The following is a 16,635-nucleotide window of genomic DNA, read 5'->3' as shown; positions in this document are numbered from 1 at the left end:
ACACTACTGACCAGTAATTCTTCCGGTCACCGGGTGATGTGGTCCGGGAGCCCGCAGGTACCGGTGCCCACGACCTCCTCCATCAGGTTCCTGAGCCGGCCGAGATAGCGGCGCACGTTGGCCGCCGCCTCGTGGGTGTCGGGGTACCGGGCGGCGATGTTCACCCCCCGCGGAGTGCGGTTCACCCAGATGTGCACGTCGTGCTCGTACTGCTTGCTCCGCAACGCCCGCGCGTTCCACTGCTGCCACTGCGTCGCCGCGGGAACGAAGCGCAGGTCCATATAGGAGACGACGAATCGCGGCCGGGCGGCCGTGGTGAGGACCTCGCTGACCCGTTCGTAGGGATACCGTGCCGCGGGCTTGGCCGCGGCGATCTGTTCCTGGGCGCGCGCGGCCAGTTCGCCGAACGACCGGGCGCCGCGCACGTCGAAGCAGATCGGGCCGAGTCCGACGTACCACCCGACGGACGCGGCAAGCCGCGGGTCGTTCCTGGTGTGCATCGGGGTGACGGCCTCGAAGCGCGGCTCGCCCGCGAGCTCGGCACCGACGATGCCGAGGCACGCGAGGGTGCCCGCGAAGAAGCTGTGCCCGAGCTTGCGGCAGGCCAGGGTGAACGCGTCCGCGCCGTCCGCGTCGAGCGCCCAGGCGGACACGCCGCTCTGCGGCACCGGGCCGGGGTCGGCGTCGCCGAGATCGAGCGGGAACTCGGGCAGTGCGCCGCCGCACTGATCGAGGGTCGACCGCCACAGCTCGACCACCGGGTGTCCTGGGTCCAGTTCGGCTGCGCCGTCCCGTTCGCGCGCCCCGAAATCCACGTAGCTGCCGACCGGGAACAGGTCGGCGCCGACGCCGTCGCGGGCCTGCCGATACAGCGCCTCGATCTCCTGCGCGACGATCACGACCGACAGGCCGTCGATGATCGCGTGGTCGGCCGCGAGGAACACGGTGAAACGATCGTCGGGGCCGGGCGGCACCAGGGTGGCGAAGGCGTAGGAGGGCCAGGACAGCGGGGAGGTGCAGCCGTCGAACAGCTGGGCGAGGTCGGCGTGGTTCTGCGCGCCGCTTGACCGGTAGCCGTGGCTGCGGGCGGCCACCCGAACGCGCCCCGTATCGATCGTGTGACGGCTGACCTCGCCCGTGGTCGGACTGATGCTCGCGTGACTTCGCAGCGCCTCGTGCCGGTCGATCCACTCGTTCAGCGCACGCGCGAGCGCCGCGCTGTCGAGCTGTCCGGCTATCTCGAATGCGATCCCGAGCCACGAGCCGTGTTCGGGCCCGGTGGTGCGGGCGGCCTGACGGAGGCGGGCCTCGTGAACGTAGGAGGCGGGCCTTGGATCGTCGAACCACGGCGACGATCCACCGTCGAACGGCGCGGACGGGAGCCACTCGGTGAGGGTGCCCGCGGAGATGGGGTAATCGGAGAGCTCGGTGAATTCCATTGGCAGCATCCAATTCTTGCGAGTGGTGTGCTGATGGATGGGTGGGACCACACTGACCCGCCCGTCCGGGAGTCTACCGGCGGGCGGGTCGGTGTGCAGGTCTCGATCAGTCCGTGAGGTGTCGTTTGATGCGCGTCAACATCGCGGACATCCCGCGGAGCCGGAGCGGGCTCACGGCCTCCGCCAGGCCTAGTGCCGAGTAGAAATCGGCGGGGACATCGAGAATCGCCTTGGCGCTCTGGCCGTCGAGGCCCTGGTGCAGGATCGACGCGAACCCCCTCGTGGTCGGCGCCTCGGGCGGGGCGCTGAAGTGCAACCGCACCCGCTCCCGATCGGTGGCGTCGACCGAGAGGAACAGCGGCGACTGGCACTCGGGCACCGGCTCCATCGCCGCCTGCTCGAGCTCGGCGGGCAGATCGGGGAGTTCGCGGCTGAACTCGAGCAGCAGCTGCAGCTTCTGCTGACCGTCGACGGCGGCGAAGTCGTCGACGATCTCGGCGAGCGGTTCGGGCAGGCTCATACGGACGCGGGGACCTCTCCAGGCTCCTCGCCCTTGGTGATCGGGACCCGCACGGCGTTGCCCCACTCGGTCCAGGAGCCGTCGTAGTTGCGCACCTTCTCGAAGCCGAGCAGGTGGGTGAGCACGAACCAGGTGTGGCTCGACCGCTCGCCGATCCGGCAGTAGGCGACCACGTCGTCGGTCGGTGCGTAGGCGCCGTAGATCTCCTCCAGCTCCGCGCGGGAGCGGAACCGGCTGTCCGGCGCGGCGGCCTTCGCCCACGGGATCGACGCCGCGGTGGGGATGTGGCCGCCGCGGAGGGCGCCCTCCTCCGGGTAGTCGGGCATGTGGGTGCGCTCGCCGGTGTACTCCTGGGGCGAGCGGACGTCGATCAGCGGTCCGGTGCCCAGGTGTCCGAGGACATCGTCCTTGAAGGCGCGGATCGCGGCGTCGTCCCGCTCGACCACCGGGTAGTCGGTGCGCGGGTTCTCCGGCACGTCAAGCGTGGTGCCCCGGTCCTCCGCGATCCACGCGTCCCGACCGCCGTCGAGCAGACGCACGTCCTCGTGGCCGAACAGGGTGAACACCCACAGCGCATAGGCGGCCCACCAGTTGCTCTTGTCGCCGTAGATCACGACGGTGTCGTCGCGGCTGATGCCCTTGCGGCTCATCAGGTCCGCGAAGGCCTCGCCGTCGATGTAGTCGCGGGTCACCGGATCGTTGAGGTCGAGGTGCCAGTCGATCTTCACCGCGCCCGGGATGTGGCCGACGTCGTAGAGCAGCACGTCCTCGTCGGACTCCACGATCTTGACGCCAGGTGCGCCGATGTGAGCGCCCAACCACTCGGATGTGACCAGTCGTTCGGGATGGGCGTACGCCGCGAAGGAGGGATTCGGGTCGGGCGCTACGGGCACTGGGGATCTCCTGACGAGGCGGCGAACGGGTCGCCGTCGATTCTAAGCTGACGGCGCCGGGTGTGCCGCCCGCGCCGATGCCGAGCGGCGGGGCCCTCGCAGGCGATGGAGTGTATAGTTCGCGGTTTCGGACTACGGGTAGAACGCCGAACGGGCGGCCGCGGGGAATTGTCGCCGACCGTCTTGCAGCACTTTGACCTGCACCGATCCGACGTCGAAATGCTACTCGGAGCTTCCTGGCAATTTATCGGACAATTGCACGATTTGCATGCGCGATGCCCTCGGTGTCTCGTAGTCTCCCGCAAAGACACGCGCCGATCCGCGTGCAAAATCAGCGTGCCCAGCACTCGCAAGTGGCACTCAAATACCCCCGCCGCAACCACACATTCGCCCCGTCAACTGGACACTTGCCCAATCGCCGAGTCTCTTGGGGGCTTAGCAATCATCTCGAGAGGTTCTACCCGTGGTGCCTGCACGCGACTCTGTCCGTGAGTCCGATCTCCTCCATTCACATCCGCAGGCGGATGCGGACAGCGGTACCGAGGCGTTTCCGTTGTCGGCGGCACAGCGTGGGATCTGGTTCGCGCAACACCTCCTGCCGGAGGTGCCGATCACGATCGCCCAGTGCGTCGAGGTGGTCGGCGACCTCGACGTCGAGGCCCTGCAGGCCGCGGGGGCCATGGGCTCGCGGGAGATGGGTACGGGGATGTTGCGGATCGTCGAACGCGACGGAGAGCCGGCCCAGGTCATCGACGGGACGCTCAACGACCAGATGAAGGTCGTCGACCTGCGGTCCGCAGCCGACCCGGCCCTGGCGGCCGAGGACTGGATGCGCGCCGAGTACAGCGCTCCGATCGACCTGTTGACGGACCGGTTGATCGAGTCCGCGGTCCTGCGGATCGGGGAGGACCGCTACTACTGGTACGCCCGCATTCACCACATCGCGCTCGACGGGTTCGGCGCGATGACGTACATGAACCGCGTGGCGGAGCTGTACACGGCGGCGGCAGAGGGCAGGCCCGCGGCCGAGCACCTGGCCAGTCCCGTCCGTGAGATCTGCGAGGACGAGACGCGCTACCGGGAGTCCACGCGGTTCGCCAAGGACCGCGAGTACTGGATGGAGCGGACCCGGGACCTGCCCGAGCCGATCAGCCTCGCCGCGAGCACCGCGGCGGTCGGCGCCTTCTCGCTGGTGGCGGGCGGCCCGATGGCCGCGGCGACCGAGGCCGCCATGGAGGGGCAGGACTCTCAGTTCACGCCGACCGCCATCGCCGCGGTGGCGGCCTTCCTCTCCCGGCTGACCGGCGAGTGTGATGTCGCGCTGAGCCTGCCGGTGTCGGCCAGGACGACCGCCCGGATGCGGCGATCCGGCGGCATGGTCTCCAACGTGATCCCGCTGCGGGTCCAGGTCGGCAACGAGACGACGATCTCGGACCTGGTCGCCCAGGTGCAGCTGGAGCTGACCGGGGCGCTGCGCCACCAGCGCTACCGCCACGAGGACATGCGGCGCGGACTCGGCTCCGGTGCCGGGCAGCGCGGCTTCTTCGGGCCCGCGATCAACATCATGATGTTCCACAGCGAGATCCGTCTCGGCGCACTGACCGGGCGGATGCGGGTGCTCACGACCGGCCCGGTCGAGGACCTGTCCGTCAACATCTATCCGAGCGTCGCCGGGAGCAGGCCCCGCATCGACTTCGAGGCGAACCCGAACCTGTACACCACCGAGGACCTGCAGGGGCACCACGCGCGGTTCCTGGAGTACCTCACGCAGTTCGCCGCGGCCGATGGCGCCGCGCCGGTATCCGGCCTCGACGTGCTGCACGACGACGAACGCGCGGAGTTGGTGCCGCTGCGCGGGCCCGTGGCCCCCGCCGCCCGCCTGCTGCCGGACCTGTTGGCGGACGGTGTGACGGCGAACCCGGACGGCATCGCGATCCTCGCGGGTGCGGAGCGGGTCAGCTACCGCGAACTCGATGCCAGGTCCAATCAGCTCGCTCGGCTGCTGATCGACCGCGGCGTCGGCCCCGAGTCGTTCGTGGCCCTCGCCTTCGCGCGGTCGGTCGAGGCGCTGGTGGCCGTGTGGGCGGTGGCGAAGTCCGGTGCGGCCTTCCTGCCCATCGACCCGGAGCTCCCCGTCGACCGCAAGGTGCACATGGTCACCGACTCGGGCGTACTGGTCGGGCTCACCACGGCGGCGCAGCGCGGTGTGTTGCCCTCCTCGGTCGACTGGCTGGTGACGGACGACGAGGAGACGATCGCCCGGATCGCGGTGCTGCCCGGGGATGCGGTCGCCGATGCGGACCGGCGTCGTCCGCTGCGCACCGGAAACCCGGCGTACGTCATCTACACCTCGGGATCCACCGGTATGCCGAAGGGCGTGGTGGTCACGCACGCCGGACTCGCCAACTTCGCCGCCGCGGCGCGCCCCGAGCTGGGCATCACCTCGTCGTCCCGGGTGCTGCGCTTCTCCTCGGCCAGCTTCGATGCCTCGGTCTTCGAGATGATCCAGGCCTTCAGCGCCGGGGCCACCATGGTGGTCGCCCCGCCCGAGGTGTTCGGTGGCGACGAGCTCGTGGATCTGCTTCGGTCGCAACAGGTCACGCACATCATCTCGGCTCCGACGGTGCTCGGGTCGGTCGACCCGAGCGGACTCGCCGACCTGAGCGCGGTTGTGGTCGGCGGTGACGTCTGCACCCCGGACCTGGTCGGGAAGTTCGCCGACGCCTGCCGGTTCACCAACAGCTACGGGCCGACCGAGACGACCATCGTCATCACGACCGGACGCCCGCTCTCGGTGGACGATCGGATCACCATCGGTGCGCCGATCCAGGGTGCGAGTGCCCTCGTGCTCGATCGACGTCTCCGCCCGGTACCGGTGGGGGCGATCGGTGAGCTGTACCTGGCCGGTCCCGCGCTCGCTCGCGGCTACCACGACCGCCGGGGGTTGACCTCCGACCGATTCGTCGCGAATCCCTTCGCGGAGCCGGGTTCTCGGATGTACCGGACAGGCGACGAGGTCAGGTGGACACCCGACCACGAGCTGATGTTCGTCGGGCGCGCCGACCATCAGGTCAAGATCCGCGGATTCCGGATCGAGCTCGGCGAGATCGATGCGGCATTGACGTCGCAGGACGGGATCGACTTCGCCGTCACCATCGCGCACGAGCGCAGCAACGGTGCGATCGCGCTGGTGTCCTACGTCCGGCCCCGGACCGGACATGCCGTCGATCCGACGGAGGTGATCGCTCGGGCAGGGGAGTTCCTGCCAGGCCACATGCTGCCGTCGGTGGTGATGGTGATCGACAAGGTCCCGCTGACCACCGCGGGCAAGCTGGATCGGCGCGCGCTGCCGATCCCCGTGTTCGGCACCGCCACCGCCGAGTACCGCGAACCGGCCACCGAGGCCGAGAAGCTGATCGCGGAGGTGGTGTCGGAGCTGCTCGGCATCCATCGCATCGGTGTCGACGAGTCCTTCTTCGCGGTCGGTGGTGACAGCATCATCGCCATCCAGCTCGTGGCGCGGGCCAAGGAGCGCGGACTGCGTTTCTCGGCCCGTGACGTCTTCGAACGCAAGACCATCGCGGAGATCGCGAAGATCGCTGTCCTGCTCGAGGATTCGGACGCAGTTGCGTTGGCGGAACTCGACGGCGCAGGCATCGGGACGGTGGCACTGACGCCGATCGTGCACTCGATGCTAGATCGCGGTGGCCCGGATGCGTTCTACCAGGCGATCGCACTCACCCTCCCCGACGGCGTCGCTCACGACTCGCTGAGCGTGGCCGTGGCCGCGCTGACCGAGCGTCACGACGCGCTGCGTGCCCGGTTCGTGCCCGACGGTGACGGCTGGGTGTTCGAGACCCGGGCCGACTCGCTCGACCCGGCCCGACTGCTGCGCCGGGTCGCTGTCGACTCGGCCGATGTCTCAGCAGCGCTGCTCGACGAGTGCGCGGCAGCCGTCGGCCGGCTCGACCCGGCCGACGGGATCATGGTCCAGTTCGTCTGGCTGGCAACGGAATCGGCTGCGGCGGACCGGCTGCTGATCGTCGCCCACCACCTGGTCGTCGATGGGGTGTCGTGGCGCACCATCGTCCCGGATCTCGCGCAGGCGTGGATGCAGGCGGCCGCGGGAGCCGTGCCGGACCTGGCCCCGGTCGGGACCTCGCTGCGCCGATGGGCCCACGGCGTTGCCGACTCGGCGGCCGCGAAGACGTTCGTCGGCGAGATGGACCACTGGACCGAGGTTCTGTCGGGCCCGGATCCGGCGCTCGGCGCCAGGGACCTCGACCCCGACCTCGACACGGTGAAGACTGCCGACCGGGTGCGGGTGGAGCTGACCACCGACACGACCGAGTCCCTGTTGACCGTCCTGCCAGGCACTTTCCGGTGTGGTGTCAGCGAGGGGCTGATCGCGGCACTCGCGGTTGCGGTGTCCTTGTGGCGCAGCGGCCGTGGACTCGAGACGCCGTCGGTCCTGCTCAACCTCGAGGGGCACGGCCGCGAGGACGACGCCGTCGCGGGCGCGGACCTGTCCCGAACGGTGGGCTGGTTCACCAGCCTGTTCCCGGTGCGATTGGACCTCGCCGGGGTGGATCTCGGCAGTGCCGTCGTCGGCGGAGACGCGGCGGGCGCCGTGATGAAGGCGGTCAAGGAGCAACTGCACGCGGTCCCGCACCGCGGCGTCGGGTTCGGTGTGTTGCGGTACCTCGACGGCGACACCGCCCCGGTGCTCGCGGCACTGCCCGTGCCACAGATCAGCTTCAACTACCTCGGCCGCACCGGCGCGGCCCACGTGCCCGAGTCGATGCGCGGCCTGGGCTGGACCCCGGACCCGGACGCACCGGATCTCAACGCCGCCAGCGGTCCCGAGCTGACCGTCGCGGCGGTGGTGGACGTGAACGCGGTGGTCGACGACGGAGCAGACGGGCCGCGGCTGTCGGCCACGTTCGCCTTCCCCACCGGGCTGCTGACCGCCGACGAGGTCGCCGACCTCGCCGGCCTGTGGCGGCGTGCCCTCGAGGGGCTCGCGTCGCATGCCGAACAGCCCGACGCAGGCGGGTTCACCCCGTCCGATTTCCCGCTGGTCCGGGTCGGCCAGTCCGAGATCGAGCGGTGGGAGAGTCGGTACCCACTGCTGACCGACGTGTGGCCGCTCTCGCCGCTGCAGCGCGGCCTGCTCTTCCACGCCGAACTCGCCGAGCAGACGGTGGACGTGTACACCGCGCAGCTGCGACTGAGCCTGGCCGGCGTCGTCGATTCGAGCCGGCTGCGTTCGGCCGCAACGGATCTGGTTCGCCGCCACGAGAATCTCCGCACCGCGTTCGGGTACGCCGAGGACGGCACCCCTGTGCAGATCGTCCACGAGAACGTCGATGTGCCGTGGCGCGAGGTGGACGTGCGGGCACTGTCCGAGCACGAGCAGGAGGTCCGCCTGCAGAAGCTGCTCGACGACGAGCGGACCGCCCGGTTCCAGATGGACCACCCGCCGCTCCTGCGAATCCTGCTGATCCGCATGGCAGCCGATCGGTACGTCCTCGCCATCACCAACCACCACATCGTCCTCGACGGCTGGTCGATGCCGCTGCTGGTGCGTGAACTGCTCGTCTCCTACGCCGCCGGAGCGGATGTCGCCGACCTCGCCCGGCCGCGTTCGTACCGGGACTACCTCGCCTGGCTGGCCGAGTCCGACGACGACGCCGCGCGCACCGCCTGGGCGCGTGCGCTCGACGGGGTGACCGAACCGACCCTGATCGCACCCGCCCGGTTGCCGGGGGAGCAGGGACCGCTGCCCGAGGAACTGCTCGTCGAGCTACCCGACGAGCTGGTCGACGGTATGGGACGCATGGCCCGTGAGCGCGGGGTGACGGTGAACACCGTGGTCCAGGCGGCGTGGGGTCTGCTGCTGGCCCGGTTGCTCTCGCGCGGTGACGTCACCTTCGGTGCCACCGTGTCCGGGCGCCCGCCGCAGCTGACCGGCGTGGAGTCGATGCTGGGCCTGTTCATCAACACCGTGCCCGTGCGGGTGCAGATCGACCCCGACGAGGCGGTGGCGGACCTCCTGTCGCGCCTGCAGGGCGATCAGGCGGACCTGCTCGATCACCACCACGTCGGGCTCGGTGACATCCAGGCGACAGTCGGCGTGGGCGAGCTGTTCGATACCCTGACGGTTTTCGAGTCGTACCCGATGGACAAGTCCGGGTTCGACGAGAACACCGACATCGGCGGAATGCGGGTGCTCGACCTCGACGCGCAGGACGCGACCCACTTCGCACTCACGTTGACCTCGATCCTCGACCCGCGTCTGCGCCTGAGCCTGCGGTTCGCACCGCAGTCCTTCGACCGGGCCGAGGCGACGGTGCTCGTCGACCGGTTGGTCCGGATCCTCGAGACCATGGCGACCCGGCCCGACCTCGCGGTCGGGGAGATCGACCTGTTCGCCGAGGGCGAGCGGGAGCGGATGCTCGGGTGGTCGCGCGGCGACCGGGTGGCCGCCGAACAGTCTTCTCCGGTGGCCTTGTTCGCGGCGCAGGCGCACCATCGCCCCGACCACGCCGCGGTGGTCGCAGGCGACCGGTCGGTGACCTACGCAGAACTCGACGACCGTTCGACGGCGGTGTCTCTCGAACTGGCGGGGCTCGGCATCGGTGCCGACGACGTGGTGGCGCTGCTGCTGCCCCGGTCGGTGGAGTGGGTCGTGGCGATGCTGGCGGTCTGGAAGGCCGGCGCGGCGTATGCGCCGATCGACCCGACCTACCCGGCGGAGCGGATCGAGTCGATCCTCACCGACACCGGCGCGCGGTGCGCGCTGACCGAGTCGGCCCGGGAACTGCCGGTCTCGGTCGTGGCGATGGACTCCTTCGCGGAGACCGAGCCGGTTGCAGACCGTCCGGCCGACCGGTGGCGTGAGTCGGGGGCGGGGCAGCGGTTGGGCTACGTCATCTCCACCTCGGGGTCGACGGGCAAGCCGAAGCCGACGCTGGTGCCGATGGCGGGCATCGAGAACACCCTCGCGTGGTACCGCCGCGAGCTGCCTTCCGAGGGCGGGCTGCTCGTGGCGTCGTCGCCGAGCTTCGATCTGACCCAGAAGAACGTGTGGGCGGCCCTGACCGAGGGCCGCACGATCCACCTGGCGGCGGACGGATTCGACCCGTGGGACATCCTGCGGATCGTCGGCACCGGTGGTGTGGCGCTGGCGAACATGTCGCCGAGCGCGTTCGAGGCGGTCGTGGACAGTGACGTCGACGGCGTCCTGTCCGGGCTGGACATGGTCGTTCTCGGTGGCGAGTCGATCCGGGTCGGCAAGATCGCGGCGCTGATGAGTTCCGGTCTGCGTGTGGTCAACAGCTACGGTCCGACGGAAGCCTCGGACGTGGTCTCGAGCCACGCGGCGTCCGCCTCGGATCTCACCGGCGTGCCGATCGGCTCGCCGATCGCGAACCTGGACCTGTTCGTGCTCGACAGCCGGATGCGGCTCGTCCCTGCGGGTGTCGTGGGTGAGCTCTATGTCGGCGGTGTCGGTGTCGGCCGTGGCTACGGGGGACGGTTCGGTCTGACGGCGGACCGCTTCGTCGCGAACCCGTTCGGGGATGCGGGCGCTCGGATGTACCGCACCGGCGACCTGGTGCGCTGGAACGGCGACGGCAACCTGGAGTACATCGGCCGCTCGGACTTCCAGGTGAAGCTTCGGGGGCAGCGCATCGAACTCGGTGAGATCGAGTCCGCGCTCACCGCGGCCGACGAGGTCGGTCAGGCAGTGGTCACCCTGCGTGGGGGTGAGGGCGGCGAGTTCCTCGCCGGTTACGTGGTGCCCGCACCGGGCGCCGAGATCGACCGGGCGGCAGTCCTCGAGGCCGTCCGACGTGACCTGCCGGCCTACATGGTGCCGTCGGTGCTGGTCGTACTCGACGAACTCCCGCTGAACGCCAACGGCAAGCTGGACCGGAAGGCGCTGCCGGAACCCGAGTTCGCGGGCGCGGAGTTCGTCGCCCCCGCGACGGCCACCGAAATCGTGGTCGCGCGGATCTGTGCGGAGTTGCTCGGGAAGCCTCGGGTCGGCGCGTCCGACAGCTTCTTCGACCTCGGCGGCAACTCGTTGCTCGCGACCCGCCTGCTCGCCCGCCTCGACGCGGAACTCGGCGTGCGGATCGGTGTGCGCGAGTTGTTCGAGTCGCCGACGGTGGCGGGGCTGGCCGCGACTCTCGACGGCGCCGTCGGAACGGGGACCAGGCGACCGCTGGTCCGGGTCGAGCGTCCCGGACGGATCCCGTTGTCACCGGCTCAGTCTCGGATGTGGTTCCTCAACCAGTTCGACACCGCCTCCGGCGCGTACAACGTCGCGGTCGCGCTGCGGTTGAGCGGCTCCCTCGACATCGAGGCGCTGCGGGCGGCGGTCGCGGACGTGATGGGCAGGCACGAGTCGCTGCGCACCCGCTACCCGGATTCGGTCGACGGCCCCAGCCAGGTGATCCTGGCCGCGGGCGACACCGGCGTCGAGCTGCCGGTCGCTGCGGCCGCGCCGGCCGAACTCGCGGATCGACTCCTCGCGGAGATGGCCGGCGGGTTCGACGTCACCACCGCGCCGCCGGTGCGGCTGCGACTGTTCCGGGTGGCGCCCGACGAACACGTGCTCTCGATGGTGGTGCACCACATCAGCATCGACGCCTGGTCGATGCAGGCCCTGGCACGTGACGTGATGGTCGCCTTCGGTGCCCGCGCGCACGGCACCGAGCCGGGGTGGGAGCCGCTGGAGGTCCAGTACGCGGACTACTCGTTGTGGAAGCAGGAGATCCTCGGATCGGAATCGGACCCGCAGTCGCTGGTCGCACGCCAGCTCGGGTACTGGTCGCAGCGACTGGCGGGTATGCCGGACCTGCTGGCGCTGCCACACGACCATCGCCGCCCCCCGACGCCGAGCTACCGGGGCGCCGCGGTGCCCTTCACCATCGACGCCGAGGTCTACCGCGGGGTCCGGGAGATCGCGCGGCACGCCAACGCCACACCGTTCATGGTGCTGCACGCGGCGCTGGCGGTGTTGCTCGCCCGGCTGAGCGAGTCCACCGACATCGCCATCGGCACCCCGGTCGCGGGCCGCGGCGAGTCCGCGCTCGACGACGTGGTCGGCATGTTCGTCAACACCCTGGTGCTGCGAACCGAGGTGAGCGGGGCGCGCTCGTTCGACCAGCTGGTCGGCGAGGTCCGCGCGGTCGACCTCGCCGCGTTCGGGCATGCGGACGTGGCGTTCGAGCGACTCGTGGAGGTCGCCGCGCCGGCTCGGTCCACCGCACACCATCCGCTGTTCCAGGTGGTGTTGGCGTTCGAGGACCTGCCGGTCGACGGGTTCGCCCTGCCCGGACTGCAGATCGGGCGCGAACCGCTCGACTTCGGGGTGGCCAAGTTCGACCTGCAGCTGACGGTGAGCGAGCTGGTGGACGCCGAGGGGGCGGCCGCCGAGTTCGTCTATGCCACCGACCTGTTCGACGAGCAGACGGTGGTCGGGTTCGCCACCCGCTTCCTGCGGATCCTCACCGCCGCGGTGCGCACTCCCGCGGCGCCGGTCGGGGACATCGAGATCCTCGATGCGGCCGAGCGGGTGTCGTTGCTGGCGCTGGGCGGCGCGCCGTCGCGCCCCGAGCTTCCCGCGTCGACCCTGGCGTCGTTGCTGGCCGAAGCCGTGACGGCCGATCCCGACGGGCCCGCGCTGGTGTTCGAGGGGACAGCTCTGTCCTACGCCGAGCTGGATGTGCGCTCGAATCGCGTTGCACGCGAACTGATCAACATGGGGATCGGGCCCGAGTCCTGCGTGGCCGTTGCCCTGGAACGGTCCGTGGAGTCCGTCACGGCGGTGTGGGCGGTGGCGAAGACGGGCGCCGCGTTCCTGCCGGTGGACCCGACGTATCCGACCGAGCGGATCGAGCACATGCTCGCCGATTCGGGTGCGCTGGTCGGAGTGACCGTCGGACGAAACCGTCCCGCGCTGAGCGATTCGGTGGACTGGTTGGTGCTCGACGACGCGGCGGCGGTCGAGCGCATCGAGGCCAGGTCGTCGGCGCAGGTCGCCGACGGTGACCGCCTGGGTGCACTGCGGCCGGAGAACCCGGCGTACGTGATCTACACGTCCGGGTCCACGGGTGTCCCGAAGGGCGTCGTGGTCAGTCACGCAGGCCTGCGCGCCTTCGCGGACGATCAGCGCGGCCGGTACGGAGTGCGGACCGATTCCCGGACACTGCATTTCGCCTCGCCGAGTTTCGACGCGTCCGTCCTGGAACTGATGCTCGCGGTGGGCGGCGCGGCGACGATGGTGGTGGCGCCGACCCATGTCTACGGCGGCGACGCGCTCGCCGAGCTGCTGCGTGACGAGCGGGTGACGCATGCGTTCGTGACCCCCGCGGCCCTGGCCACCGTGGACCCGACCGGGCTCGAGCACCTCGAGGTCGTCGTCGTCGGCGGTGACGCCTGCGAGGCCTCGCTGGTCGAGCGCTGGGCACCGGGCCGGCGGATGTTCAATGCCTACGGGCCGACCGAATCGACCGTGGTGGCTGTGCACTCGGATCCGATGGCGCCGGGTGCTCCGGTTGCGCTTGGTCGGCCTGTGGTGGGCACCGACGTTGTGGTGCTGGACGCTCGGCTCCACCCGGTGCCGGCCGGCGTCGCGGGAGAGCTCTATCTGTCGGGCGCCGGGCTGGCGCGCGGCTACCACGCACGGCTGCCGCTGACCGCGGAGCGTTTCGTCGCCAACCCGTTCGGTGGCGCGGGATCACGCCTGTACCGGACCGGTGACCTGGTGCGGTGGACGACCCAGGGAACCCTCGATTACCTGGGCCGTACCGACGCGCAGGTGAAGATCCGTGGCCACCGGATCGAGCTGGGTGAGATCGACGCCGTGCTGTCCGCCCACCCGGACGTCGATTTCGCCGTGACTGTCGGGTTCGACGGTCCGGGTGGCGTGCGGTCGTTGGTGGCATATGTGTTGCCGCGGGCGGGCGCTCCGGCCGACGTCGCCGGGATGGTGGCGCACACCAGGGAGCGGCTGCCGGAGTACATGGTGCCCGCGTCGGTCACCGTGCTGAGCAAGGTGCCGCTGACACCGGGCGGGAAGGTGGACCGGAAGGCGCTTCCGCAGCCCGTGTTCGCCGTCCGCGAGTATCAGCCACCGCGCACGGCGAGTGAACAACTCGTCGCCGATGTCTTCGCCGACGTGCTCGGTCTCGAGCGGGTCGGTGCCGACGACGACTTCTTCGCATTGGGCGGAAACTCGCTCAGCGCCACCCAGGTGGTCGCTCGCCTCAACGCGACCGCGGGCACCGGGCTCCGTGTCCGGGAGATCTTCGGCTGCTCCACCGTGGCCGATCTCGCGGTCCTGGTCGATGCCCACGAGGCATCGGACCGAATCGCGTTGTCGGCGTGGGAGCGGCCGGAGAGGATTCCGCTGTCGCTGGCGCAGCAGCGGATGTGGTTCCTCAACCGCTACGACCCCGCCGCCGCGGTCTACAACATTCCGCTGGCGGTGCGACTGACCGGCGCGCTCGACACCGTGGCCCTCGCGGCCGCGGTGCACGACGTCATCGCCAGGCACGAGTCCCTGCGCACGATGTTCCCGGACTCCGAGCACGGTCCGCGGCAGTCGATCCTGTCCGCGGCCGAGGTGACGATCCCGCTCACCCCGGTAGAGGTCGACGGAGAGGACGCGCTGCGGGCCGCGATCGCCGAGCTGGTGTCCGACGGATTCGATGTGACCGCCGCGGTTCCGCTGCGCGGCGGCATCTTCCGGCTCGATCCCGAGGACCACGTCCTGGTGCTGGTGGTCCATCACATCAGCGCCGACGGGTTCTCGACGCTGCCGCTGGCCAGGGACCTGCTGACCGCGTACACGGCCCGTACCCGCGCCGAGAGCCCGGACTGGGCGCCGCTGCCGGTGCAGTACGCGGACTACGCGCTGTGGCAGCGGGAGGTCCTCGGCTCGGAGGACGACCCGGATTCGCTGGCGTCGGTGCAGCTCGGGTACTGGGCGGACCGGCTGGCCGGCGCGCCTGGCGTGCTCGAATTGCCCGCCGACCGTCCCCGTCCGGCGGTGGCCTCGTACCGGGGCGCCCGGGTGGACTTCGAGCTCGACGAGGACCTGACCGCGGGCCTGCGCGAGCTCGCCCTCGGGCAGGGCGCCACGCTGTTCATGGTCTTGCACACCGCGTTGTCGGTGCAGTTGGCCCGGCTGAGCGGGTCAACCGACATCACCGTGGGCAGCCCGATCGCGGGCCGCGGCGAGGCCGCGCTCGACGACGTGGTCGGCATGTTCGTCAACACCCTGGTGCTGCGCACCGAGGTCGACCCCGCGTCGACGTTCGCGGATCTGCTCGCGCGGACTCGCGCGGTCGACCTGGCCGCGTACTCGCATGCCGACGTACCGTTCGAGCGTGTCGTGGAGGTCGCGAACCCGCCTCGGTCGCAGGCCTACTCGCCGCTGTTCCAGGTCGCGCTGTCGCTGCAGAGCCAGGGTGTCGGATCGCTCGAACTGCCGGGCGTGCGGGTCGCGATGCTCGACCCGGGCATCGACGTCGCGAAGGTCGACCTCGAACTGACCTTCCGCGAGAGCGACGAGGGCATGTCGGGCTCGCTGACCTACGCGGCGGACCTGTTCGGCGCAGGCACCGCGCGTGGGTTCGTCGACCGGCTGGTCCGGGTACTGGGCGCGGTCGTCGCCGACCCGTCGACAGTCGTCGGCGAGGTCGACCTGTTCGACGGAACCGAGCGGGCGCTGCTGGCCGAGCGCGCCCTCGCGGCGACGCTGCCGACCCGGCTGCTGCCCGAGATCCTCACCGCGGGCGCTGCCCTGGATCCGGCTGCGCCCGCGCTGTCCGCGTCCGGCACAGAGATCTCCTATGCCGAACTCGATGCGACGTCGAACCGGCTGGCGCGGCTGCTCATCTCGCGGGGCGTCGGCCCGGAGACCTTCGTGGCGCTGGCGTTCCCGCGGTCTGCCGAATCGGTCGTCGCGATGTGGGCTGTCGCCAAGACCGGCGCGGCGTTCGTGCCGGTTGACCCGGCGCTGCCGACGGCTCGAATCGAGCACATCCTCACCGATTCCGGTGCGGCGCTGGGGTTGACGGTGGCCGCGGTTCGGGAGGGGCTGCCCGGCACGACCGCGTGGATCGAGCTCGACGGTAGGGCGGCCGCGGGGCTGCCGGACGTCGCGGTTGCCGATCGGGACCGGATGGCGCCGCTCTCCGCGTCCAACGTGGCGTACATGATCTACACCTCCGGTTCGACGGGTGTGCCGAAGGGCGTCGAGGTGACCCACACCGGGCTCACCGCGTTCTGCGCGGACACCCGCACCGAACTCGGGCTCACTCGCGAGTCCAGGGTGCTGCGACTCTCGTCCGCCAGCTTCGACGCGTCGGTGTTCGAGATGCTTGCCGCGTTCAGTGCAGGCGCGACGATGGTGATCACCCCGCCCGCGGTCGTCGGCGGCGACGAACTGGCTGCCCTACTGCGCGATACGCGGGTCAGCCATGTCCTCACCGCGCCCGCGGTGCTGGGAACGCTGGACACGTGGGACCTGTCCGCCCTGCGCACCGTGATGGTCGGCGGCGACGTGTGCCCACCGGAGCTGGTGGCCCGGCTCGCGCCAGGGCGTCGGTTCTTCAACAGCTACGGCCCGACCGAGACCACGATCGTCATCACCGTCACCGAGCCCATGGCGGTGGGCGATCCGATCACCATCGGCAGCCCGATCAGGGGCGCGGGTGCGGCGGTGCTCGACGCCCGGTTGCGTCCGGTGCCGGTTGGTGTGGTG

Annotated in this window: 4 protein-coding genes (1 of these 4 running past the window's edge); 1 reads left to right on the top strand and 3 read right to left on the bottom strand. The window is 70.4% G+C overall.

The annotated features are described in order from the left end of the window. Positions 1 to 26: 26 nt before the first annotated feature. The 3 genes from RM1_RS17900 to RM1_RS17890 form a co-directional block, all read right to left on the bottom strand. Entirely contained in the window at positions 27 to 1,439 is a 1,413-nt protein-coding gene (locus RM1_RS17900) for a condensation domain-containing protein (protein WP_072753085.1), read from the bottom strand. 106 nt (positions 1,440 to 1,545) lie between these two features. Further along, complete coding sequence (locus tag RM1_RS17895) at positions 1,546 to 1,959, bottom strand: SufE family protein (protein ID WP_027500227.1); 414 nt, start codon at positions 1,957 to 1,959, stop codon at positions 1,546 to 1,548. Then, positions 1,956 to 2,852: a sulfurtransferase gene (locus tag RM1_RS17890; protein ID WP_072753084.1), complete on the bottom strand. Its 897-nt coding sequence runs from the start codon at positions 2,850 to 2,852 to the stop codon at positions 1,956 to 1,958. Before RM1_RS17890 ends, RM1_RS17895 begins: the two co-directional genes overlap by 4 nt. Positions 2,853 to 3,315: 463 nt before the next feature. Here RM1_RS17890 and RM1_RS17885 point away from each other — a divergent pair, with 463 nt between their 5' ends. Beyond that, a protein-coding gene (locus RM1_RS17885; RefSeq protein ID WP_072753083.1) for a non-ribosomal peptide synthetase crosses the window boundary here: on the top strand, positions 3,316 to 16,635 show its start. It continues 14,136 nt past the right edge of the window; the window shows 13,320 of its 27,456 coding nt (coding positions 1-13,320); its start codon is at positions 3,316 to 3,318; its stop codon lies off the right edge, out of view.

The organism is Rhodococcus maanshanensis NBRC 100610 (assembly GCF_001894865.1).
In the GTDB taxonomy this organism is placed as follows: domain Bacteria; phylum Actinomycetota; class Actinomycetes; order Mycobacteriales; family Mycobacteriaceae; genus Rhodococcus_G; species Rhodococcus_G maanshanensis.
Note: the sequence above shows the minus strand (reverse complement) of the source record. Positions and strands in the feature narration are given on the sequence as shown.